Annotated in this window: 21 protein-coding genes; 6 read left to right on the top strand and 15 right to left on the bottom strand. The window is 69.7% G+C overall.

From position 1 onward, the window contains the following. Positions 1-3: 3 nt before the first annotated feature. The gene (gene groES, locus BLV57_RS28015; RefSeq protein WP_004559922.1) at positions 4-297 is read right to left on the bottom strand and encodes a co-chaperone GroES; all 294 of its coding nucleotides are present in this window, start codon (positions 295-297) and stop codon (positions 4-6) included. A 420-nt stretch (positions 298-717) separates the two neighbouring features. Here groES and BLV57_RS28010 point away from each other — a divergent pair, with 420 nt between their 5' ends. After that, the gene (locus tag BLV57_RS28010) at positions 718-2,499 is read left to right on the top strand and encodes an N-acetylmuramoyl-L-alanine amidase (RefSeq protein WP_091293744.1); all 1,782 of its coding nucleotides are present in this window, start codon (positions 718-720) and stop codon (positions 2,497-2,499) included. A gap of 61 nt (positions 2,500-2,560) precedes the next feature. Here BLV57_RS28010 and BLV57_RS28005 read toward each other — a convergent pair whose 3' ends face one another. Beyond that, positions 2,561-3,934 carry an XrtP-associated glycosyltransferase gene (locus tag BLV57_RS28005; protein ID WP_091293742.1) on the bottom strand — a complete coding sequence of 458 codons (1,374 nt, stop codon included), beginning with the start codon at positions 3,932-3,934 and terminating at the stop codon, positions 2,561-2,563. Further along, a complete protein-coding gene (xrtP, locus tag BLV57_RS28000) occupies positions 3,931-4,422 on the bottom strand; it encodes an exosortase P (protein WP_176968867.1) in 492 nt (163 codons plus the stop codon). Before xrtP ends, BLV57_RS28005 begins: the two co-directional genes overlap by 4 nt. A gap of 308 nt (positions 4,423-4,730) precedes the next feature. Here xrtP and BLV57_RS27995 point away from each other — a divergent pair, with 308 nt between their 5' ends. The 3 genes from BLV57_RS27995 (at position 4,731) to wecB (ending at position 6,955) form a co-directional block, all read left to right on the top strand. Beyond that, on the top strand, positions 4,731-5,504 hold the full coding sequence (locus BLV57_RS27995; protein WP_091293740.1) for a choice-of-anchor protein CoaP: 774 nt from the start codon (positions 4,731-4,733) through the stop codon (positions 5,502-5,504). 13 nt (positions 5,505-5,517) lie between these two features. Beyond that, positions 5,518-5,700, top strand: a complete 183-nt coding sequence (locus BLV57_RS27990) for an LPXTG cell wall anchor domain-containing protein (RefSeq protein WP_091293739.1) — start codon at positions 5,518-5,520, stop codon at positions 5,698-5,700. Between the two features lie 73 nt (positions 5,701-5,773). Next, positions 5,774-6,955 carry a non-hydrolyzing UDP-N-acetylglucosamine 2-epimerase gene (gene wecB / locus BLV57_RS27985; protein WP_425426045.1) on the top strand — a complete coding sequence of 394 codons (1,182 nt, stop codon included), beginning with the start codon at positions 5,774-5,776 and terminating at the stop codon, positions 6,953-6,955. Here the strand turns inward: wecB and tsaD are convergent. The 3 genes from tsaD to tsaB are packed head-to-tail and all read right to left on the bottom strand — an operon-like array spanning position 6,914 to position 9,083. Continuing rightward, positions 6,914-7,960, bottom strand: a complete 1,047-nt coding sequence (gene tsaD / locus BLV57_RS27980) for a tRNA (adenosine(37)-N6)-threonylcarbamoyltransferase complex transferase subunit TsaD (protein ID WP_091293737.1) — start codon at positions 7,958-7,960, stop codon at positions 6,914-6,916. The genes wecB and tsaD overlap by 42 nt on opposite strands. Next, positions 7,960-8,433 carry a ribosomal protein S18-alanine N-acetyltransferase gene (gene rimI, locus BLV57_RS27975; protein ID WP_091293736.1) on the bottom strand — a complete coding sequence of 158 codons (474 nt, stop codon included), beginning with the start codon at positions 8,431-8,433 and terminating at the stop codon, positions 7,960-7,962. The genes tsaD and rimI overlap by 1 nt, the downstream gene beginning before the upstream one ends. Then, complete coding sequence (tsaB, locus tag BLV57_RS27970; RefSeq protein ID WP_091293735.1) at positions 8,430-9,083, bottom strand: tRNA (adenosine(37)-N6)-threonylcarbamoyltransferase complex dimerization subunit type 1 TsaB; 654 nt, start codon at positions 9,081-9,083, stop codon at positions 8,430-8,432. Before tsaB ends, rimI begins: the two co-directional genes overlap by 4 nt. Positions 9,084-9,150: 67 nt before the next feature. On the opposite strand from tsaB, the gene BLV57_RS27965 reads away from it, so the two are divergent. After that, positions 9,151-10,539, top strand: a complete 1,389-nt coding sequence (locus BLV57_RS27965) for an acyl-CoA synthetase (protein ID WP_176968845.1) — start codon at positions 9,151-9,153, stop codon at positions 10,537-10,539. Next, on the top strand, positions 10,532-11,827 hold the full coding sequence (locus tag BLV57_RS27960) for a carboxyl transferase domain-containing protein (RefSeq protein WP_091293731.1): 1,296 nt from the start codon (positions 10,532-10,534) through the stop codon (positions 11,825-11,827). The genes BLV57_RS27965 and BLV57_RS27960 overlap by 8 nt, the downstream gene beginning before the upstream one ends. A 98-nt stretch (positions 11,828-11,925) precedes the next feature. Here BLV57_RS27960 and tsaE read toward each other — a convergent pair whose 3' ends face one another. The 9 genes from tsaE to glmS form a co-directional block, all read right to left on the bottom strand. Beyond that, positions 11,926-12,390: a tRNA (adenosine(37)-N6)-threonylcarbamoyltransferase complex ATPase subunit type 1 TsaE gene (tsaE, locus tag BLV57_RS27955; RefSeq protein ID WP_281244439.1), complete on the bottom strand. Its 465-nt coding sequence runs from the start codon at positions 12,388-12,390 to the stop codon at positions 11,926-11,928. Then, complete coding sequence (locus BLV57_RS27950) at positions 12,372-13,469, bottom strand: alpha/beta fold hydrolase (RefSeq protein ID WP_176968844.1); 1,098 nt, start codon at positions 13,467-13,469, stop codon at positions 12,372-12,374. The genes tsaE and BLV57_RS27950 overlap by 19 nt, the downstream gene beginning before the upstream one ends. Continuing rightward, on the bottom strand, positions 13,470-14,570 hold the full coding sequence (gene alr, locus BLV57_RS27945; protein WP_091293729.1) for an alanine racemase: 1,101 nt from the start codon (positions 14,568-14,570) through the stop codon (positions 13,470-13,472). Between the two features lie 29 nt (positions 14,571-14,599). Further along, positions 14,600-15,691 (bottom strand): ABC transporter ATP-binding protein, encoded by a 1,092-nt coding sequence (locus BLV57_RS27940; RefSeq protein ID WP_091293726.1) that lies wholly within the window; start codon positions 15,689-15,691, stop codon positions 14,600-14,602. A 4-nt stretch (positions 15,692-15,695) separates the two neighbouring features. Then, positions 15,696-17,111 carry a xylulokinase gene (gene xylB, locus BLV57_RS27935; RefSeq protein ID WP_091293725.1) on the bottom strand — a complete coding sequence of 472 codons (1,416 nt, stop codon included), beginning with the start codon at positions 17,109-17,111 and terminating at the stop codon, positions 15,696-15,698. Then, entirely contained in the window at positions 17,101-17,880 is a 780-nt protein-coding gene (locus BLV57_RS27930) for a DeoR/GlpR family DNA-binding transcription regulator (RefSeq protein ID WP_091293723.1), read from the bottom strand. The genes xylB and BLV57_RS27930 overlap by 11 nt, the downstream gene beginning before the upstream one ends. A 91-nt stretch (positions 17,881-17,971) precedes the next feature. Beyond that, positions 17,972-18,526, bottom strand: coding sequence for a cysteine hydrolase family protein (locus BLV57_RS27925; RefSeq protein WP_091293722.1), 555 nt, complete (start codon positions 18,524-18,526; stop codon positions 17,972-17,974). Next, on the bottom strand, positions 18,523-19,950 hold the full coding sequence (locus tag BLV57_RS27920) for an NAD(P)H-hydrate dehydratase (protein WP_091293720.1): 1,428 nt from the start codon (positions 19,948-19,950) through the stop codon (positions 18,523-18,525). The genes BLV57_RS27925 and BLV57_RS27920 overlap by 4 nt, the downstream gene beginning before the upstream one ends. An 18-nt stretch (positions 19,951-19,968) precedes the next feature. Further along, on the bottom strand, positions 19,969-21,831 hold the full coding sequence (glmS, locus tag BLV57_RS27915) for a glutamine--fructose-6-phosphate transaminase (isomerizing) (RefSeq protein ID WP_091294225.1): 1,863 nt from the start codon (positions 21,829-21,831) through the stop codon (positions 19,969-19,971). Between the last annotated feature and the right edge of the window lie 155 nt (positions 21,832-21,986).

The raw sequence follows: 21,986 nt of genomic DNA, 5'->3' as shown, positions 1-21,986 counted from the left end.
ACGTCAGTTGATGACGGCCAGCACGTCGCGGGCGGACAGGATCAAGTAGTCCTCACCGTTGTACTTGACCTCGGTGCCGCCGTACTTGGAGTAGATGACGACGTCGCCGACGTTCACGTCGAGCGGGACGCGGTTGCCCTTGTCGTCGATGCGGCCCGGGCCCACGGCCAGAACCTTGCCCTCCTGGGGCTTTTCCTTCGCGGTGTCGGGGATAACGAGACCGGAAGCGGTCGTCTCCTCGGCTTCGCTCGTCTGGACAACGATCTTGTCCTCGAGCGGCTTGATGTTGACGCTCACCGGGTTGACCTCCACGGGTCGTCGAAAGCGTTGGCAGGTTGATAACGACTCCTACCACCCCCGCCGTCGCGGGTGCCGGGGCTGTCGGTGCCGTGCGATTAGCACTCTAGCCATGAGAGTGCCAGCTTCGCAACCAGGGTCCACCCACCCGGGCATCCCCGGCCTGACCGGCCGCTTTGGTCCGCGGAGCATCAGCGCCACTTTCGCAACGCTCAAGGTTGCGAAAGTGGCGCTCACTACATCCGCCGACGATGGTACGGCCGGGGCCGAACCCACGGTCGGGCCTTACCGGCGACGTGAGGTTGTTGTTAGGTTTTGTCCGCCCGACTAGAGCTTGGGGGTTTCACCTTGGTCCGCAGATCATTCGCCGTGCTCACCAGCGCGGTACTCGCCGCAGGATTACTCGCCGCGCCCGCCGCGATGGCGGCTCCGACACGGCAGCAGGTTTACGCCGACGCCGCGCAGGAGTTCGGGGTGCCCGAGAGCGTGCTGCTGGGCGTCTCCTACCTGGAATCGCGGTGGGACACGAACGCAGGCACGCCCAGCACCGGCGCCGGTTATGGCCCGATGCACCTCACCGACCTGCGCACGGCAGGCCGGCCAGGCACGCATCATGACGAAGGCACCGAGGACGCCCGCGGTGACGACGCCAGGCCCGCGCTGACGCCGCACGCGCCGACGACCGCCGCGCCGCCCGCTGGGCTGCAGACGATCGACGAGGCCGCGAAGCTGGTCGGCCAGAGCGTGGAGACGCTGCGGTCCGACGTCACGCAGAACATCCGGGGCGGGGCCGCGCTGCTGGCGAGCTACCAGCGGAACCGGTCCACCGCGCCGGCCGACTGGTACGACGCCGTCGCGAAGTACGCGGGTGAGAACAACGACGCGTTCGCCGACGAGGTCTTCGAGACCATGGCGACCGGGGTCGCGCGTACCACCGACGACGGCCAGTACGTCCAGCTCAAGGCGACGCCCGGGGTGAAGCCGAAGGACAAGGCGCCCGCCGGGGTCGAATGCCCTCGCCGGGTCTCGTGCCTTTCGGTGCCCGCGCCTTACCAAGAGCTGCCGAAGAACGACTACGGCAACCATGACAAGGCGAACCGGCCGGAGAGCCAGAAGGTCACGCACATCGTCATCCACGACACCGAGGGCTACTGGGACACGGCGATGAAGCTGGTCCAGGACCCGACGTACGTGAGCTGGCACTACACGATCCGCTCCAGCGACGGCCAGATCGCGCAGCACGTGGCGACCAAGGACGTCGCGTGGCAGGCGGGCAACTGGTACATCAACTCGAAGTCGATCGGCATCGAGCACGAGGGCTTCGCGGCCAAGGGCACCTGGTACACCGAGGCGATGTACCGCGCTTCGTCGAAGCTGGTGCGCTACCTGGCCGACAAGTACGACGTGCCGCTCGACCGGGCGCACATCATCGGGCACGACAACGTGCCCGGCACCACGCCGGCCACGATCCCGGGCATGCACTGGGACCCGGGTCCCTACTGGGACTGGTCGCACTACTTCGATCTGCTCGGCGCGCCGCTCAAGGGGTTCGGGCTGCCGGGTTCGTCGCTGGTGACGATCACGCCGGACTTCGCGACGAACCAGCCCGCGTTCACCGGCTGCGAGAAGGCCGGGGTTCCTTGTCCGGTAAGGGGTTCCGGCGCGGTGATCCTGCGCACCGAGCCGCGCGCGGACGCTCCGCTGCTCAAGGACGTCGGCCTGCACCCGGACGGCTCGAACACCACCATGGGCGTCTCGGACACCGGGAGCCGGGTGACCACCGGGCAGAAGTACGCGGTGGCCGACCGCCAGGGTGACTGGACAGCTATCTGGTACCTCGGGCAGAAGGGCTGGTTCCTCAACCCGCGTGGCGCGCGCACGGTGTCGCCGTCGCTCGGGCTGGTCGCCACGCCGAAGGCCGGGCTGGCCACGATTCCGGTCTACGGCAGGGCTTATCCGGAAGCCACGGCGTACCCGGCCGGGATCACGCCGCAGGATGTCGTGCCGTTCCCGTACACGCTCGCGGCGGGCCAGAAGTACTCGGTCGCCGGCGTTGTCGGCTCGGAGTACTACTGGGCGACCACCTTCGACGCGGCGAACCATGTCGTGGTCAAGGGGAAGACGAAGTACGTGCAGATCCAGTTCGGGCATCGCATCGCGTTCGTGAAGGCGGACGACGTGCGGCTCCTGCCCGCGTTCTAAGACGGGATAAAGCGGGCTTTATATCGGGGAAAGCACCCGATATAAAGCCCGCTTTATCCACTCACGAGTCCAGCGCGACCTTGACGCCCTGCGCTTGCTCGGTGTTGCGGCGGGTCTTGGCCCAGCCGTTGCGGCCGCGCAGCAGGCGGAAAAGCGCGCGCCATGACGTGACGTAGAACGTGTAGATGTACGCCGCGTAGGCGAAGCCCATGCCGATGCCGCGCAGGATGTTCTTGCTGCGCAAGCATTTCATCTGGTAGATCGGGCCCCAGACGAGGAACGGCAGCAGGCCGAACGAGCCGTAGATCGCGAACAGGATCCAGGCGCCGTCGGCGAACCAGGTCCACACCTGCGCCGGATCACCGGCCGTGCTGATCAGCAGCACGATGAACGGGATCGGGTACAACAGCGAGCCGAGCAGCTGCATCCACGGCTGCGCGAGGTAGTACATCATCTCGGCCGCGCCGAGGGTGCTCACGTGCGGCGAATCCCAGATCCGGCGCAGGTACCGCGCGCACTGCATGGTGCCCTGGCCCCAGCGCGTGCGCTGCACCAGGAACCGGCGCAGGCTGTACAGACCTTCTTGTGCCACATGGGAATCCGGCGTGTAACCGGTGCGCCAGCCTTCGGTGAGCAGGTGGACGCCGAGTTCGAAGTCCTCCAGCAGCGAGCCGCGCCACGGCTGCTCGTTCTCGCCCGCGATCGAGTCGAGCGCGGTGAGCCGGGTGAACTGGCCGTTGCCGCCCATGGAGATCGTGCCGGTGAACCCGCGCGAGGTCTGGATGGCCGCGATCGCCGTGCGGAACTCCAAGTCCTGCAACTGGGCCAGTTTCAGGCCGAACGCACGCGACAGCCAGAATCGGCGCCGCGGCGGGGTGTCCACATTGCTCATCCAGACGTCGAGCTGGACCGCGCCGATCGTCTCGTCGCCGAAGAGATGCGCGGCCGCGCAAACCTCGAGGCAGTTCGCGGCGGGCCTGCCGTCGGCGTCGACGACGATCACCACGGCGTTGTCACGCCTTCCGTCGCCGAGCCAGACGTTGAGTTCTTGGTAAGCCGCGTTGAGCGCGTCCCCCTTGCCCGTGCGGGCTTCTGGGCGCTTGCGTGGCACCAGGTGGAGGAACTTGTCCGGCGCGCCACGCCGTCGCCACAGCGCGCGCACGACGCGGGCGGTGCGGTCCTCGGAATCGTCGTCGATGACCCAGATGTGCGCGGCCGGGAACGTGGTGCGCAGGTAGGTGATCGTCTCGCGGATGACCGTCTGCTCGTCGCGGCAGGGCACGAAGAAATGCCAGGTGAACGCGCTGGGGTCGCCGACGGGCGCGGGTTTGCGGCGCAGGTATGGGACGATGATCACGACCACGTAGACGATGAACGCGACGCTCATCGTCAGCGCGAACGCCTGGGTGATCGCCAGCAGGACCTTCAGGCTCATGCGCGCCGCCTGGTCGAGAGCCAGACGAACAGCACGAGCGTTGCCGCGCCGCCGAGGACGCTGACCAGCGAGCCGAGCAGCGTGTGGCCCCAGTAGTAGCCGGTGTCGACGCCGAGCCAGTTCACCAGTCCGACGATCGCGAGTACGCGGAGTTGATTGACGATGACAACGGCGACGGCGGCAATGGCGAGTGACGTGAACAATGTTCTAGAGTTTTGTGGCCGGAACCACACCATCACCGCGGTCACCAGCAATAGGGGCAAAAGCATAAAGACCGACGAGCACTCCGGCGTCATTCTCAACCCGAGTGGAGTATCGCCCGACAACCCAAAGTAGACAGTTTCGCGATCACCCACGACTTCGGTACCCGATGAGGTGATGACGCTCAGTATCAAACCTGACAGGTGGACTTCGAAAACCCGGTAGGCACGCTCGATCAGCACGAGCACCACACCGGCTGCGACCAGTGCGAACACGCTCAGGCGCATCGGAAAACGGCCCACAGGGGCGTCAGCTACCGCCACAATGATTTCCTCACTGGTCGATGAATAACGGGCGCCCGATCGCCTCACTACCTTGACGCTTTCGGCAGGAACGGCGCGCTACTTGCTCGGCCGATCAGGTGATAACGCGAAAGACCACTCTTGCGGGTGGTTAACGATGTTTTCCGTGCTATTTCGCTCTTCAGTGGCGATAGTCGGATCACGAGCCGAAGAACTCCTTGCCGGGATACACCCAGCGTAAAAACGCCCGGCACCGGCCGTGACTTTCCTATTCCCCTATTCCGGAGGACCAGTTGAAGAAGACGCACCTCTTGCGCCGGGCCGGGCTGCTCGGCGCCGTGGTCGCGGGCGTCGTACTAGCCGGTGCCGTGCCCGCTTCGGCGGCCGCCGGCGACGGCTCCGCGTACGGCGTCAAAGCGGATGTGAAGCTGCTCGGCGCCGACGCCGTGCAGGCAGGCCCGTTCTCGGCGGCCAGCACGGCAGGCCCCGAGAAGATGAGCCTGGCCAAGGTGGACCTGCCGGGCATCCTGGTCGCGGGCGCGATCAACACCGAGGCCAAGCGGGACGCGGAATCCGGCGCCGTGTCGTCGAAGGCCAGCACGGCCGACGTCCGGCTGCCGCTGCTCGAAGGCGCGCTCGGCAAGGTCGGCGTCAAGCTGATCGAGGCCAAGTGCAGCGCGACCCAGAAGGGCGTACAGGGCTCCAGCACCTTCGCCAAGGCCGATCTCGGCAGCCTCGGCGAAATCCCGGTGACCCCGGCGGCCAACACCACGCTCAAGGTCGGCCTCGGTGACATCAACGTCGCCACGGTCATCCTCAACGAGCAGATCAAGAACAAGGACGGCAGCCTCACGGTCAACGCGCTGCACGTGAAACTGCTCGGCGCCGCGCTGCAGCCGCTCGGCTCCGGTGACGTGATCGTCTCGTCCGCGACCTGCGGCCCGGCGGGCCTGCCGATGCCGCTGGCGTCCGGCGCGGGCCTGTGGATCGCGTTCGGTGTGCTCGGGGCGATCGCGGTGCCGATCGGCACCAGGATCACCCGGAACCGCCGCCGCGCGACCGCGTAAGCGAGGGTCCGAAATGTACAAAGTGCCAGGTGCCGGTGTCGGCACCGCGGGCGGTGGGGTCGGCGCGCTCGCCGCGACCGGCGCCGATGTCGGCTGGTGGATCGCGGTCGGCGTGCTGCTGCTGGTGCTCGGCGCGGTCGCCGTCTTCGCCTCCTACCGGCGCACTCAGCGCATGGCCCGGCATCGGGCGAGCTGATTGATTCGGGCTGCCGTCGGGTATTCACTGCCCGACGGCAGCCATTCGGCACGTTTTCCAGACATACTGAGTCATGGCCGAGGAGTTCGCTGACGTGGACGTATTGCTGCTCATTGGGACGCGTCCCGAGGCGATCAAGCTGGCTCCGGTGGCGCGGGCGCTCGGCGATCATCCGGTGCTGCGGTCCCTGCTGGTGCACAGTGGCCAGCACGAGGGCATGGTCGAGCAGGCGCTGATGCCGTTCGGCGTGGCCATCGACGCCTGGCTGGACCTGCCGCCGCGCGCGTCGGGCGGGCAGGCCGAGCTGGTTTCGGGGCTGCTCCCGGCCATCGACCGGACCTTGGACCGTCACCGCCCGGCCGCGGTCGTCGTCCAGGGCGACACCACCACGGCGCTCGCGGGCGCGCTCGCCGCGTTCTGGCGTGGCATCCCGGTAGTGCACCTGGAAGCCGGTTTGCGCACGAATGACCTCGAATCACCGTTTCCCGAAGAGGGAAACCGGCAAATGGTGTCGCGGATCGCCGCGCTGCACCTGGCGCCGACCCGGCAGGCCGCCGAGGCGCTGCGCGACGAGGGCGTGCCGTCGCCGCGGATCGTGGTCACCGGGAACACCGTGGTCGACGCGGTGCGCGCCATCGCGGCGCGTGATCTGCCCGCCGCCAACAGCGCGCTCGCGCTGCTGGAGATGGAGGTCGCCGAGGCCGGGGAACGGCTGGTGCTGGTCACTTCGCATCGACGGGAGTCCTGGGGTGAACCGCTGGAGCGCACGCTCGCGGCCGTCCGCCGGATCGTGCGCGAGCACGAAGACGTGCAGGTCCTGTTCCCGGTGCATCCGAACCCATCAGTGCGCGCGCAGGTCGAGGCCGGGCTCGCGGGCTTGGAGCGGGTGACGGTCACCGGCCCGCTCGGCTATCCCGATCTCGTCCGCGCGCTGAGGCTGGCGGCGCTGGTGCTGACCGATTCCGGTGGTATCCAAGAAGAAGCGCCGACGTTCGGCACGCCGGTGCTCGTGCTGCGCGAGAGCACCGAGCGCCGCGAGGCGGTCGACGCCGGGCACGCGTGGCTGGTCGGCACCGACACCGAGCTCATCGTGTCGACGGCCAGGCGCCTGCTGGCGGGCACGCTCGTGGCCGCGCCCAGCTCGAACCCTTACGGCGCGGGCGATGCCGCCGCCAAAGCCGTGCTGGCGATGGAAGCCCTGCTGGGCACCTTCTCAGAACGACACCACGCTGACCGGCAGCGCCGGGTTGGCTGACAAGTCCAAAGAGGACGGTGGCCGTCCGGCGGCGACGACGTGCGCGCCGAGCGCCGCGATCATCGCGCCGTTGTCCGTGCACAGCCGCGGCCGCGGCACACGCAACGTGATGCCGGCGGCTTCACAGCGCTCGGCCGCCAGGCCGGACAGCCGTGAATTCGCCGCCACGCCACCGGAAATCACCATCGTGTCGATCCCGAGTTCCTTGGCGGCCTTCACCGCCTTCGCGGTCAGCACGTCCGCGACGGCCTCCTGGAACGACGCGGCGACGTCGTTGACCGGGATGTCGTCGCCACGACGCTCGGCGGCCTCGATCCAGCGAGCGACCGCGGTTTTCAAGCCGGAGAAGGAAAAGTCGAACTTCGCGTCACGCGGTCCGGTCATCCCGCGCGGGAACGCGATCGCCTTCGGGTCGCCTTCCTTGGCGGCCTTGTCGATCGGCGGGCCACCGGGATACGGCAGGCCGAGCACACGGGCGACCTTGTCGTAGGCCTCACCGGCCGCGTCGTCCACAGTGGACCCGAGCTCGGTGATCGACGAGGCGATGTCGTCGATGCGCAGCAGCTGCGTGTGGCCACCGGAAACGAGCAGCCCGAGGCACGGCGTCGGCAACGGGCCGTGCTGCAGCGTGTCGACCGCGATGTGCCCGGCGAGGTGGTTGACGCCGTAGAGCGGCACACCCAGCGCCGCCGCGTAGGCCTTGGCCGCCGAGACGCCGACCAGCAGCGCGCCGGACAGGCCCGGCCCCGCGGTCACCGCGATGGCGTCCACATCGGACAGTTTGAGCCCGGCCTTCTCGAACGCGCGGTCCGCGGTCGGGACCATCGCCTCCATATGCGCGCGGCTGGCGATTTCCGGCACCACGCCACCGAACCGGGCGTGCTGGTCCACACTGGACGCGACCTCGTCGGCGAGCAGCTCGACCGCGCCGTCGTCGTGCAGCCGGACGAGACCGACCCCTGTCTCATCGCAGGAGCTCTCGATCCCCATGATGATCTTGGGCATCAGCCTGCCACCTCCTCGGTCCGCGCGGGACGCATCATCGTGTAGGCGTCCGCGCCGGACGGCTGGTAATACCGTTTGCGCAGGCCGATCCTGGCGAAGCCGTTGGCCTCGTACAGCCCGATCGCCTGCTGATTGTCAGTGCGCACTTCCAGGAACACAGGTGCGAACAGTTCGTCCGCGCGCGCGAGCAACGCGCCGAGCAGCGCTTTTCCCGCGCCTTTCCCCTGGTGATCGGGATCGACGCCGATGGTGTGCACGCTCGCCTCGAACTCGCCGAGCTTGCGGCCGACGACGGCGAGCCCGGCGTATCCGATCAGCGTGTCCTCGTCGTCGCGGGCGACGAGGTAGTAGCCGCCCGCGTCGAGCTCCGCGTGGAACGCGCGGGCGCTCCACGGGTCGTCGCCGGCGAACAGCACGGCTTCGATCTCGACGCAACGAGGAATGTCCTTGCGTCGTAAGGCTTCCAGCCTCACGCGGTCACCCGCTTGCGCGCGGTCGGCTCGACGGCGTCGGGGCGGCGGAGGTACAGCGGGGTCAGCGGCTCGGGCTCCTTGCCGAAGCTGTCGCGAGCGGCGGCGACCAGCCCGGCGGGCGACGGGAAGCGCGGCCCGATGACCTCGAGGCCGAGCACGTCCGCGTACAGCTCGGCGCCTTCACCGGCGGCCGTCTTGGCCTCGGGCTTCAGCTCGGCGGGCTTGTCGACGTGCGGGCCGTCGACGCGGCGGGCTTCGGCGTCGTACGCGGCCCAGTAGACCTCACGGCGGCGCGCATCGGTCGCGACCAGCAGCGGGGCGCCGTGCTCCGCCTGGATGGCGATGGCGTCGAGCCCGCAGACGGGGTGCACGGGGATGCCGAGCGCGTGCCCCAGCGCGGCCGCGGTCGCCATCCCGGCACGCAGGCCGGTGAACGGACCGGGCCCGACGCCGACGACGATCGCGTCGAGCTGAGCGAGTGTGATGTCTGCGGCGTTGACCGCCTCGAGCAGATGAGGGGTGAGAAGCTCGCCATGGGCGCGGGCGTTCAGCGTCACCTGCTCGGCGAGCACCTCGAGCCGGGTGTCGTCGAGCTGCACGACGCCTGCCGTGATCGCGGGTGTCGAGGTGTCCAGGGCCAGTACCAGCACGGTGTCCCAGCCTACGACCTGTGGTAGATACCGTTTCACTCGGCTAGACGCAGAGGAGGTCGATCGGTTGTTCCCCGCGTTGACGAACCCGTCCGGCAAGGAAGCGATCCGCTTCGGAGACCGAGCGCTGACCTACGAACGGCTCGCCGGGGTGGCGGGCGCGATCGCGGCGGAGCTGCCGGGAGACCGGGTCGCGGTGTGGGCGACGCCGACCCTGCACACCAGTGTGGCCGTGGTCGCCGCGCTGCTGGCCGGGGTGCCCGCGGTGCCGCTGAACCCGAAGATCGGCGAGCGCGAGCTCGGGCACATCCTGGCCGACAGCGAGCCGTCGATCGTGCTGGTCGAGCCGGGCGTGACGCTGCCCGACGGGCTCGCGGCGGTGCCGCGTGTGGACATCGACCTGACCGGTGACCTGCGCGAACTGCCCGCGGAAGCCGATGACGAGGCGCCCGCGCTGATCGTCTACACCTCCGGGACGACCGGCCCGCCGAAGGGCGTCGTGCTCCCCCGCCGGGCGATCACGTCGACACTCGACGCGCTCGAGGACGCCTGGCAGTGGACCGCCGACGACGTGCTGGTGCACGCGCTGCCGCTGTTCCACGTGCACGGGCTGATACTGGGGATACTCGGACCGCTGCGGCGTGGCGGCTCCGTGCGGCATCTCGGGCGGTTCACGACCGAGGGCATCGCGCGGGAGCTGGCCGGCGGCGCGACCATGATGTTCGGCGTGCCGACGATGTACCACCGGATCGCCGGTGAGGTCGCTTCGAACACCGCGCTGGCCGACGCGTTGCGGGGCGCGCGGCTGCTGGTGTCGGGGTCCGCCGCGTTGCCGGTGCACGACCACGAGCTGATCACCGAGGCGACCGGGCAGCAGGTGGTCGAGCGGTACGGGATGACCGAGACGCTGATGAACACCAGCGTCCGCGCCGACGGCGAGCGCAAGCCGGGGACGGTCGGGGTGCCGCTGCCCGGTGTCGAACTCCGTCTTGTGGGTGACGCCGAACTGGGCGAGATCCAGGTGCGCGGGCCGAACCTGTTCACCGAGTACCTCAACCGCCCGGACGCGACGGCCGAGGCGTTCGAAGACGGCTGGTTCCGCACCGGTGACATGGCCACGCGTGACGCGGACGGGTACGTGAAGATCGTCGGCCGCAAGGCGACCGACCTGATCAAGAGCGGCGGCTACAAGATCGGCGCGGGCGAGATCGAGAACGCGCTGCTGGAGCATCCCGGGGTCGCGGAGGTCGCGGTGACGGGTGAGCCGGATCCCGATCTCGGCGAGCGGATCGTGGCCTGGGTGGTGCCGTCCGGCGCGGAACCTCCGCTGGAGGAGCTCGCTTCGCACGTCGCGCGGCTGCTGTCGCCGCACAAACGACCTCGGGTGGTCCGGTATCTGACCGAGCTGCCGCGCAACGACATGGGCAAGGTCATGAAGCGGGCACTCCATGCTTGAGCTACTCGGTTTCGCCGACTTCCAAGTCGACATGTCGCCAGAGCCGGAGGACGGCCCGATCGGCTGGCCCGGTTACGGCGAAGCGGTCCGCGCGGCCGTCGCGCGCAGCGGCGCGTCGGAGTCGGTGCGTGTCGGCACGGCGCGTATCGGCGGCGTCGACGCGGTGGTGATCGCGTTCGAGTTCAAGTTCCTCGGCGGCTCACTCGGGCGGCGCACCGGTGATCGGATCGAGTACGCCTTCCACCGGGCCCGTGAGCTGGGCGTTCCGGTGGTCTCGCTGGTCGCGACCGGTGGCAGCCGGATGCAGCAGGGCATGCGCGCGCTGACGCAGCTGCAGCGCGTCGCCCGCGAGATCGCGCTGACGCGGGCCGCTGGGATTCCGCAGATCTCGGTCCTGCTCGACCCGACCACCGGCGGCGGCTGGGCGACGCTCGGCGCGGGCGCGGACGTCGTGCTGGCCGCTCCTGGCGCCCAGGTCGGCTTCGGCGGCTCGCGGGTCCGGCCCGCCGACGCGCCCGCTGAGGCTTACACCGCCGAGGCGAAGCTGGCGTGGGGCCAGGTCGACCAGATCGTGGCGCCTTCCGAGCTGCCCGAGGCGCTGGGGCGGTGGTTGCGGCTGCTGTCGTCGCCCGGTGCGGCCGCGGAGCCGCCCGCTGCTTTGGGCTCCGCCGACCTGCCTTCGAGCGGGTGGGACGCGGTTCAGGCCGCGCGCTCGGCTTCGCGGCCGCGGGCCGGGGCTTACCTGGACGCGTACTTCGGCTGGCGTGCGGAGATCCGCGGGGACCGGGCCGGTGGCGTCGACGAGGGCGTGCTGTGCGGGTTCGGCTGGCGCGGGCGGGCGATCGCGTACGCGGCCCAGTGCGGGACGGCGACGACCCCGGCGGGCTTCCGCACGGCCGCGCGGCTGATCCGGCTGGCCGACCGGCTCGGGATCCCGGTGCTGACACTGATCGACACCCCGGGCGCCGCCAACGACGCGGCGGCCGAGCGTGACGGTGCCGGGCCCGCGATCGCGTCGCTCTTCGAGGCGGTCGCGCTGGCCAAGGTGCCGATCACGTCGCTGGTCATCGGGGAAGGCGGGTCCGGCGGCGCGCTGGCGTTCGCGGCGCCGGGGTCCACCTGGATCACGCCGGACGCCTACTTCTCGGTCACCTCACCCGAGGCGGCCGCGGCGATCCTCAAGCTCGACCCGGCCCAGGCCCCGGCGATCGCCTCCCAGCTCCGCCTACGCCCCCAAGACCTGGTCGAGCTGGGCGTCGCCCGTGCCGTGGTCCCCCGCCGCCCCTGACCGCGAGAAAAAAATCCCAATGTGGCATTCGTCAGCTGTGGTCTGACGAATGCCACATTGGCGGCCTGAAAACTGACCAAAGCCGCATTGGGATTTTTTTACGCGGGGAGGGGGACTCGGGTGGTCCAGGTGCCGTGGGGTTCGAGGGTGACCGTGCGGACGTCGTCGTCGGCGCGGGAGAGGCGGACGACCAGGTAGTCGTCGGAGAGGCGCTCGGCCGCGCCCTCGCCCCACTCGACCACGATCGCCGAGCGCTCGAGGTCGGTGTCGAGGTCGAGGTCGTCCAGCTGCGTCAGGTCACCGCCGAGGCGGTACGCGTCGACGTGCACGAGCGAGACGCCCGAAGCGCCAGCCGGGTGGACGCGGGCGAGGACGAACGTGGGCGAGCTGACGCGGCCGGAGACGCCGAGGCCGTCGGCGATGCCGCGGGTCAGTGTCGTCTTGCCCGCGCCGAGCGGGCCCGCCAGCAGGACGAGGTCGCCCGCGCGCAGTGCGCGGCCGAGCACTCGGCCGAACTCCATCGTGTCGTCCGGGGTGGGGAACTTCAGCGCTGCCAAAACCAGGTCCTTTGTGATGAGGTCTCACCGTCCACGCCCGCGCACCGCTGCAGCAGGTCGATCAGGTGGCTGTTCACCAGCTCTGGCTGTTCGAGCTGCACCATGTGACCCGCGCCGCGGACTCGGACCAGCTCGGCGTCCGGCAGCTCCGAGGCGATGCGCTCGGCGTGCGAGAACGGGGTGAACCGGTCTGAGTCGCCGCCGACCACGAGCACGTGTGCGTGCTTGAGACCGGCGAGCGCCGCGTACCGATTGTGACTGCCCAGTGTGTCGACGAAGTTCACCAGCCCCCGAACCGGCGTCACGTCGAGCATCTCGAGCATGAAATCGACCAGGCGCGAGCTGACGTCACGGCTGCCGAACGCGAGCCGCCGCACGGCCTGCCTGGTCAGCTGGCCACCGGCCGCGCGCACGAACTCGACCAGCCCGGGCTGCCAGCCTGCGAGGCCACCGACGCCACGCGTGAGCGGGTTGTACTTCGACAGCAGCGAGCGCGGGAGACCACGGGCGCCGACCTCGCCCGCGGCGGTCGCGATGAGCGCGACACCTTCGACGCGGTCGTCGAACAGCTCCGGGTACTCCGAGGCCAGCTCCATGATGACCATGCCGCCCATCGAGTGGCCCATCAGCACCAGCGGCCCGTCCGGCGCGACCGCGCGGATCACGCCGTGCAGGTCGTGGGCGAGCTGCTCGATGGTGCTGTGTTCCTGCGTCGCCTGGCCGGACTGGCCGTGGCCGCGGTGGTCGTAATAGACCTGACGGACGCGAGGCAGACGCAACGACGCGAGGTCGCGGCGCTGGAAATGCCAGCTTTTGCGCGACAGTGCGAAACCGTGCACACCGACCACGGTGAGCGCGGGCTTCCCGCCGTCCTCCGGGTCGATCTCCTCGACGGACAGTCGCGTCCCGTCGTCGGCCGCGACCGTGGACACCCGGTCCGGCTTCAGCTCCCCCAATGGCTCGTCCACGAATGGATCCTCACTGTGCCTGCGCTGCTGAGCGGCGACGGCGATGACCGCCGCTGTGCCGGTGGCCACCGCCCCCACTCCCCCGGCAATCGCGAGCAGTCGACGTGAAGGAGACATTCACCGCACCCCCAGATACCTGCGAGTCACTCTCGGGCGATACATCGAGGTCACGATTTCGTAGTCGATGGTGCCGAGCGTGTCCGCCCATTCCCGTGCTGTCGGTTCCCCTTTTTCGCCGGTGCCAAACAAAAGCACCTCACTACCGACCGCGGGCGTGTCGTTACCGCAGTCGACCATGAGCTGATCCATGCACACCCGGCCGACGACCGGCCGGCGTTTCCCGTCCAGCCAGACGTCCATCCGGCCGGACAGCAGCCGAGGCACGCCATCGGCATAACCCGCCGGGACGAGTGCGAGATTCGTGTCCTGCGAGGCGGTCCACGTGTGTCCATAAGAGACAGACTCACCGGCGGCCACCCGCTTGAGGCTCACCACACTGGACCGGAACGTCATCGCCGGACGAAGATCTTCTTGCTGCGTAACGGGATTGAGCCCGTACATCGCGATGCCTGGCCGCACGATGTCGAAGTGCAGGTCGGGCCTGGTCAACAACGCCGCCGAATTCGCTATGTGCCGCAACGGGTTCAGCCCGGCTTCGAGCGCGATGTCATACGCCACTTGGAAACGCTTCGCCTGCAGCTCGATCGACGGGTGCCCCGGCTCGTCGGCGCACGCGAAATGTGACCAGATGGCCACGACTTCGGCCTTCGACGCGGCCGCCGCGCGCACGAGGTCCGGCCACTCGGCGGGCGGGCATCCGTTGCGGGACAAGCCTGTGTCGATCTTGAGATGCACGCGGGCGCCGAGCGGGGCCACCCGCTCCAGCTCGGCGAGCGAGCTCACCCCGAGGTCGACGCCCTCGGCGACGGCCGACTCGAAGTCGGCGTCGGCGGTGTCCAGCCAGCTGAACAGCGGCACGGTGATTCCCGCGCGCCGCAACGCCAACGCCTCACCGGCCGAGCAGGTGCCCAGCCAGTGCGCGCCTGCTTCGACCGCAGCGCGGGCCACCGGCACCGCGCCGTGGCCGTACGCGTCGGCCTTCACGATGGCCATGGTGGCCGCGCCCGTGCTCGCCGCGTGGGCGGCGAGCAGGGCGAGGTTGTGCCTGATCGCGTCGAGGTCGATGGTGACCTCGGCTCGCGCGAAACTCGTAGTCATGTCGACTTCGAGTCTTACATAGCCGGTACCTACGAGATGCGTGCCCCGCTTGTGGCGGAGAACACGTGCAACTCGTTCGGGCGGACCCGCAGGTGCAGCGTGTCGCCCATCGTGGGCGGGGTGCGCGGGTCGACACGGGCGACGATGTTCGACTTCGTGCCTTCGGCGTCGGTCTCGGCCAGCTTGCCGTAGACGAAGGCGTCCGAGCCGAGCTCCTCGACCAGGTCGACCTTGACCGGCAGCGTGCCGTCGGCCAGCGTGGTGACCTCCAGCGACTCAGGGCGGAAGCCCAGCGTGACCGTGTCGCCGTCGGCCTTCGCGACGATCTCGCGGTCCAGCGGGATGCGGGCGCCGCCGAGCTCGGCGCCGTCCGCGGTCAGCTTGGCGGTGACCAGGTTCATCGCGGGCGAGCCGATGAAACCGGCGACGAAGGCGTTGGCAGGCCGGTCGTACAGCGCGCGCGGGGTGTCGCACTGCTGCAGGATGCCGCCGTCGAGCACCGCGACGCGGTCGCCCATGGTCATGGCCTCGACCTGGTCGTGCGTGACGTACACGGTGGTGACGCCGAGACGGCGCTGCAGCGCGGCGATCTGGGTACGGGTCGACACGCGCAGCTTCGCGTCCAAGTTGGACAGTGGCTCGTCCATCAGGAACACCTGCGGCTCACGCACGATCGCGCGGCCCATGGCGACACGCTGGCGCTGACCACCGGAGAGCGCCTTCGGCTTGCGGTCGAGGTACTGCTCGATGTCGAGCAGCTTGGCCGCGTCGAGCACCTTCTGCTTGATCTCCGAGGCCGGGCGGCCCGCGATCTTCAGCGCGAAGCCCATGTTCTGGCCGACGGTCATGTGCGGGTACAGCGCGTAGTTCTGGAACACCATCGCGATGTCGCGCGAGCGCGGCGGCAGCTGCGTGACGTCGCGGTCACCGATCCAGATCGAGCCACCGTCGATGTCCTCGAGGCCGGCGAGCATGCGCAGGCTGGTCGACTTGCCACAGCCGGACGGGCCGACGAGCACGAGGAACTCGCCGTCCGGGATCTGCAGCTCCAGCGCGTCGACCGCGGGCTTGTCGGAGCCCGGGTACTGCCGGGTCGCCTTGTCGTAGGTGATGCTGGCCATCGGTTCAGTCCTCTCGCGTTTTCGCGGGCACGCCGTGCTGCACTGCGCGTGCCTCGTAGTGACGATGCTGGACCCGGATGCCCTCCGCGAGCTCCGCGTCGGTCGGCTCGTCCAGCGTGAGCCTGGTTTTTCCTTGCCAGATCGGAGGTTCCGGGCTGGAAGACAGTGCCCAAGCGGCCTGGCGCGCGGCACCGGCCGCGACGTATTCGGCCGCTTCGGGGATTTCGACGGGCACACCGAAGACGATCGGCGCGACCGCCTGGACGGCGGCGGACCGTGCCGCGCCGCCGATCAGCAGTACCCGCCCGACGCTGACGCCCTGCGCGCGCACGGCGTCCATTCCGGCGGCGAGCCCGCTCAGCATGCCCTCGACCGCGGCACGCGCGAGGTTCTGCGGCGTCATGTTGTCGCGGGTCATGCCGGACAGGGATCCCTTGGCGTCAGGGAGGTTCGGCGTGCGTTCGCCGTCCAAATAGGACAGGAAGGTGAGACCGCCCGCACCGGGCGCCGCGGCGAGCGCGAGTTCGTCGAAGCCGTTCTGGTCGACACCGAGGAGTGTGGCGGTCGAGGTGAGCACGCGCGCCGCGTTGAGCGTGCAGGCGAGTGGGAGGAAGCGGCCGGTCGCGTCGGCGAACCCGGCGACCTCGCCACTCGCGTCGGCCGCGGCGGTCTCGGCGACGCCGAACACCGTGCCGCTGGTGCCGAGCGAGACGACGACATCGCCGGGTGCGAGCTCGAGCGCGAGCGCGGCGGCCATGTTGTCGCCCGTGCCAGCCGACACGAGCATTCCGTTGTGCTGACCGGCCGTTTCGGCGGGGCCGAGCACCCGGGGAAGCTCAGGCGTACGACCGAAGGCGTGCTTGAGCAGGTCAGTACGGTAAGCGCTTTCAGCCGGTGAGAAGTAGCCGGTGCCGGAAGCGTCGCCGCGGTCGGTGATCAGCTCGCCGGTCAGCCGCCAGGTGAGCCAGTCGTGCGGCAGCACCACTCGCGCGACGCGGGCAGCGTGCTCGGGTTCGTGCTCGGCGAGCCAGCGCAGCTTGGCGACCGTGAAGCTCGCGACCGGCACCGAGCCGACGGCAGTGGCCCATGTCTCCGCGCCCAGCTCGGCGGTGAGATCGGCGCCCGCCTGCGCGGACCGGGTGTCGTTCCACAGCAACGCGGGCCGGACGATCTCGCCGTCCTCGTCGAGTGTGACCATGCCGTGCTGCTGACCGGCGATGCCGATCGCCGCGACCCCGTCGAGCAGTCCTTCGGAAGCCGTCGTGAACGCGTCCCACCAGGCGTTGGGGTCGACCTCGGTGCCGTCGGGGTGCGCTGCGCGGCCGGTGCGCACGACCGCGCCCGTCTCGGCGTCGCAGACGACGACCTTGGTGGACTGGGTGGAGGAGTCGACCCCGGCGACCAGCGTCCTAGATGTCATATTCGGGCCCCTCCGGGTCGCACTCGACCAGCTCGATCGCGGTGCCGGCGTTCAGCGCGGCCTCGACCTCTTCAGTGGGGGTGGCTTCGCTGGTGATGAGCAGGTCGTAGTCCTCGACCAGGCCGTGCGCGTAGGTCGCGGTACGGCCGAACTTGGTGTGGTCGACGACCAGGACGTTGCGGTTCGCGGTGCGCAGAGCGGCCTTCTTCAGCTCGGCGTAGTCGCGCACGGGGTGGAAAAGCCTGCCGACGGCGACCGCGGTGACCGAGACGAACGCCAGGTCGGCGCGCGTGCGGTCCAGCGCTTCGAGCACGTCCGGACCGGCACAGGAGTCGAACTCCGCGGTGTAGCGGCCGCCGAGCAGCACGACGTCGGCATGCGTGGCCAGCCGCGCGACCTGCAGCGAGTTGGTGAGGATCGTCAGCCCGTCAACGTCGATCAGTCGCCTGACCAGTGGCAACAGCGTGGTCGAGTCGTCGATGAACACCGTCTGCCCCGGCCGCACCTGGCGGGCCGCGGCCTCGCCGAGCGCCTCGATCTCCTGCTGGCTCGTCCCGGTTTCGGTGGCAAGCGCGGAGACCTTGCCACGCTGCTTGCGCAGCAGGCGGCGCTCGGCGAGATCGTCGAGATCCCGGTGCATGGTCATCAGGCTGACGCCGAACCTGCTGGTCAGGTCGTCGATGCGGGCTTCGCGGTGCTCCACGACGTAGTCGAGGATGCCCTGGCGGCGCTGCTCGACGACCGCGTCGGTCGGCCGGGTTTTAGACATGCGACACCGCGGGTGCGGTCACGGTGTCGGCGGTCACAGCTGCTTTCTACCAGATAATCGCACCGTTGTTAACGCAAAACCCGATAACTTCTCATCTGCCGAACTGTACGTTCTTGGCTTCGACCGTTCCGGCGGTCCGGCCCGGCGCCGACTGGTAGGTCCAGTACAGGTTCGTGTGCGCGATGACCTGCTCGACCGGCGGTGCACCCCAGGAGGTCTTGTCGCCCGCCGTGTGGGCGTCGCTGACCAGCTTGGTGTCGTAGCCGCGGACGAACGCGCCGTGCAGCGTCGAGCGGATGCAGGCGTCGGTCTCCGCGCCCGCGACGATGAGGCTGCCGACGCCGAGATCGGCGAGCACGTTCTCCAGCGAGGTGTCCTCGAAGGAGTCGCCGTAGTGCTTCTCGACGAGCGGCTCGGTGTCGGCGGGGTTCAGCTCGGGGACGAGCTTCCAGCCCTCGCTGCCGCGCACCAGTCCCTCGTCGGAGTGCTGGACCCAGACGACCGGGACCTGCTCGCGCCGCGCCTGCTCGACGAGCCCGGCGATGTTGGCGACGACCGAGTCGCGCTCATGGGCGCCGGCCACGACGTCGTTTTGGACGTCGACGACGAGCAGTGCGGTGTTCGGGCGGTTGTCCAGTGTGGTCACGATTTCCTCCAGTGCAGGGTGCGCAGTGCATCGCTGATGGCGCCGAGAATGCCGGAAGACGAAGTGGGCGCGCCAGCAGCGGCCAGCTCGCCCGCGAGCGAATGGACGTAGGCGGCCGCGCCGCTCGCGAGCCAGGGGTCCACCCCGGCGGCGAGCACCGCGCCGATCAGTCCGGAAAGGACATCGCCGGACCCCGGTGTGGCGAGCCAGGAACCACGCGGGGTGTTGACCATCGCGCGGCCGTCCGGCGCCGCGACGACCGTGCAATGGCCTTTGAGCAGGACGACCGCGTCGTAGCGGCGAGCGCAGGCACGGGCGGCGGCGACACGGTCTTTGCCGGGTTCGGAGCCCATGAGGCGGGCGAACTCGCGGTCGTGCGGGGTCAGCACCAGCGGGGTGTCGGGGTCGCGGGCGTCGAGCACGTCGGAGTGCTGCGCGATGAGCGTGGTCGCGTCGGCGTCGGCGCAGACCGGGACGCCGGCGCCGAGCACGGTGGCGAGCACCTCACGGCCTTCGTGACCGGTGCCGATCCCTGGGCCGACGACCCAGGACTGCACGCGGCCCGCGTCGGTGACCGAGCCGGTCGCGATGATCTCCGGCCAGCGCGAGCGCACCAGGTCGGCGGCCGGTCCGGCGTACCGGACCATGCCCGAGGTCGCGTAGACGGCGGCGCCGGCGGAGAGCACCGCCGCGCCGGGGTAGACGGCCGAACCGGCGGCGACACCCGTGACGCCCAGCGTGTACTTGTCGTCGGACGGACCGGGGATCGGCCAGCAGGCGGCGACGTCTTCGGCCTCGAGCCGCACGAGATCGGGGTCTTCGAGGTCGAGCCCGAGGTCGACGAGGAAGACCTCGCCGCACGCGGCGGGCGCGAGCGCGTGCACGGGTTTGCGCGCGCCGAACGTGACGGTGCGGTCGGCGGTGATCGCCGGGCCGTCGATCGCTCCGGTGTCCGGGTCGACGCCGCTGGGCAGGTCGACGGCCAGCACCGGCGCCTTGATGTGCTCGAGCAGCGAAGCCGCGTCCGGGCGCAGCGAGCCGCGTGCCGAGATCCCGACGATGCCGTCGATGACGAGATCGGCCTTGCGGATCCACTGTGGACTGTCCGCGACCGGGACCACGCGGCCGCCCGCACGTTTGAGCGCTGCCAAGCCTTGCGGATGCGCCTTGTCCGGGTTCAGCAGCACGGCCGTGACCGCGACGTTCCGCTTGCGCAGGAAGAACCCGGCCCACAACGCGTCACCGCCGTTGTCACCGGAACCGACCAGGAGGGTCACCCGGCGGCCACTTGGCGCGCCGAGCATCTTGGCCGCGTGCACGGACAGCCCGAAGGCCGCCTTGCGCATGAGCGCGCCGTCCGGCGTGACCGCCAGCAGCTTGCGCTCCGCCGCGCGAATCCGTTCCGTGGTCCAGATTCCCTGCACGCGGCGCCTCCCGGAGGACTACTCGACCGTGACCGACTTCGCCAGGTTACGCGGCTTGTCGACGTCGTACCCGCGAGCGCGGGCGATCTCGGCGGAGAGCACCTGCAGCGGCACGGTGGCGACCAGCGGCTGCAGCAGCGTCGGCACCGCGGGGATCTCGATCAGCTCGTCGGCGAACGGGCGGACCGTCTCGTCGCCCTCTTCGGCGATGACGATCGTGCGCGCGCCACGGGCCTGGATCTCGCTGATGTTGGAGACCAGCTTGGAGTGCAGCACCGCGCGGCCCTTCGGCGACGGCATCACGACGACGACCGGCAGGCCCTCTTCGATCAGCGCGATCGGGCCGTGCTTGAGCTCGCCCGCCGCGAAGCCCTCGGCGTGCATGTACGCGAGTTCCTTGAGCTTCAGCGCGCCTTCGAGCGCGACCGGGAAGCCGACGTGGCGGCCGAGGAACAGCACCGCCTTCGAGTCGGCGATGCGGCGGCCGAGCTCCCGCACCTGGTCCACAGTGGACAGTACCTTCTGGACGGCGGCGGGCATGGCCTCCAGCTCGGCGAACTCGCGGGCGACCTCGTCGGGGTACTTGGTGCCGCGCGCCTGCGCCAGCGCCAGGCCGACCAGGTAGTTCGCCGCGATCTGCGCGAGGAACGCCTTCGTCGAGGCGACCCCGATCTCGGGGCCGGCGTGGGTGTAGAGCACCGCGTCCGACTCACGCGGGATCTGCGCGCCGTTGGTGTTGCAGACGGCCAGCACGCGCGCCTTCTGCTCGCGGGCGTGGCGGACGGCTTCGAGGGTGTCGGCGGTCTCGCCGGACTGCGAGACGGCGACGACCAGCGTCGCGCGGTCCAGCACCGGGTCGCGGTAGCGGAACTCGCTGGCCAGCTCGACCTCGACCGGGAGCCGGGTCCAGTGCTCGATCGCGTACTTGGCGACCAGGCCAGAGTGGTACGCCGAACCACAGGCGATCACGAAGACCTTGTCGACGTCACGCAGGTCCTGGTCGGAGATGCGCTGCTCGTCGAGGATGATCCGGCCGCCGTCGAAGTGCCCGCGCAGCGTGTTCGCCAGCGCCTCCGGCTGCTCCTCGATCTCCTTGAGCATGAAGTACTCGTGGCCGCCCTTTTCCGCGGCGCTCAGATCCCAGTCGACGGTGAACGGCTTGGCCTGCGCTGGCTCGCCGTGGAAGTCGGTGACCTCGTAGCCGTCGCGGGTGATCACGACGACCTGGTCCTGGCCCAGCTCGACGGCCTCGCGGGTGTGCTCGATGAAGGCGGAGACGTCCGAAGCGACGAAGTGCTCACCCTCGCCGACCCCGACGACCAGCGGCGACGACCGGCGCGCCGCGACGATCGTGTCCGGCTCGTCGGCGTGCGTGACGACCAGCGTGAACGCACCCTCGAGGCGTCGGCAGACGGCGCGGACACTGGCGGCGAAGTCACCCTTGGTCTCGCCGTCCGTGAAGGCGCGGGCGACCAGGTGGGCGGCGGTCTCGCTGTCGGTGTCGCTGCTCATCTCGACGCCGTCGGCCTCGAGCTCGCCGCGCAGCACGGCAAAGTTCTCGATGATCCCGTTGTGCACCACGGCGACCTGACCGGTGGCGTCCCGGTGCGGGTGGGAGTTACGGTCGACCGGCGCGCCATGGGTCGCCCAGCGGGTGTGCCCCATCCCGGCGGTCCCGGCGAACGCTTCGCGCCCGACCTCGTCGAGCCGCGCTTCGAGGTTGGCCAGCCTGCCCGCCTTGCGCTCGACGGTCAGCTTGCCCGCGCCGTCCAGCACGGCGACGCCCGCCGAGTCATAGCCCCGGTATTCCATCCGCCGAAGCCCACCGAGCACCACGTCCAGCGCAGGCCGGTGTCCGACATATCCCACGATTCCGCACACGCCCATCAGGGTAACGAGAGACCCAGGCCACACTCGCCCGGCACCCGACCACCGCCCCCACTGGTACTACCCGGCCGGAAAAAATCCCAATGCGGCATTGGTCAGTTTTCAGGCCGCCAATGTGGCTTTCGTCAGCTCGAAGCTGACGAAAGCCA

This window comes from Amycolatopsis xylanica, from assembly GCF_900107045.1.
Lineage (GTDB): Bacteria > Actinomycetota > Actinomycetes > Mycobacteriales > Pseudonocardiaceae > Amycolatopsis > Amycolatopsis xylanica.
Note: the sequence above shows the minus strand (reverse complement) of the source record. Positions and strands in the feature narration are given on the sequence as shown.

What these genes read in the sequence shown, in the direction of transcription:
- BLV57_RS28010 (WP_091293744.1), top strand. Translation starts at nt 718, where the DNA reads ATGGCGGCTCCGACACGGCAGCAGGTTTACGCCGACGCCGCGCAGGAG.
- BLV57_RS28005 (WP_091293742.1), bottom strand. Translation starts at nt 3,934, where the DNA reads ATGAGCCTGAAGGTCCTGCTGGCGATCACCCAGGCGTTCGCGCTGACG.
- xrtP (WP_176968867.1), bottom strand. Translation starts at nt 4,422, where the DNA reads ATGCGCCTGAGCGTGTTCGCACTGGTCGCAGCCGGTGTGGTGCTCGTG.
- BLV57_RS27990 (WP_091293739.1), top strand. Translation starts at nt 5,518, where the DNA reads ATGTACAAAGTGCCAGGTGCCGGTGTCGGCACCGCGGGCGGTGGGGTC.
- wecB (WP_425426045.1), top strand. Translation starts at nt 5,774, where the DNA reads ATGGCCGAGGAGTTCGCTGACGTGGACGTATTGCTGCTCATTGGGACG.
- tsaD (WP_091293737.1), bottom strand. Translation starts at nt 7,960, where the DNA reads ATGCCCAAGATCATCATGGGGATCGAGAGCTCCTGCGATGAGACAGGG.
- BLV57_RS27960 (WP_091293731.1), top strand. Translation starts at nt 10,532, where the DNA reads ATGCTTGAGCTACTCGGTTTCGCCGACTTCCAAGTCGACATGTCGCCA.
- BLV57_RS27950 (WP_176968844.1), bottom strand. Translation starts at nt 13,469, where the DNA reads ATGTCTCCTTCACGTCGACTGCTCGCGATTGCCGGGGGAGTGGGGGCG.
- alr (WP_091293729.1), bottom strand. Translation starts at nt 14,570, where the DNA reads ATGACTACGAGTTTCGCGCGAGCCGAGGTCACCATCGACCTCGACGCG.
- BLV57_RS27940 (WP_091293726.1), bottom strand. Translation starts at nt 15,691, where the DNA reads ATGGCCAGCATCACCTACGACAAGGCGACCCGGCAGTACCCGGGCTCC.
- xylB (WP_091293725.1), bottom strand. Translation starts at nt 17,111, where the DNA reads ATGACATCTAGGACGCTGGTCGCCGGGGTCGACTCCTCCACCCAGTCC.
- BLV57_RS27930 (WP_091293723.1), bottom strand. Translation starts at nt 17,880, where the DNA reads ATGTCTAAAACCCGGCCGACCGACGCGGTCGTCGAGCAGCGCCGCCAG.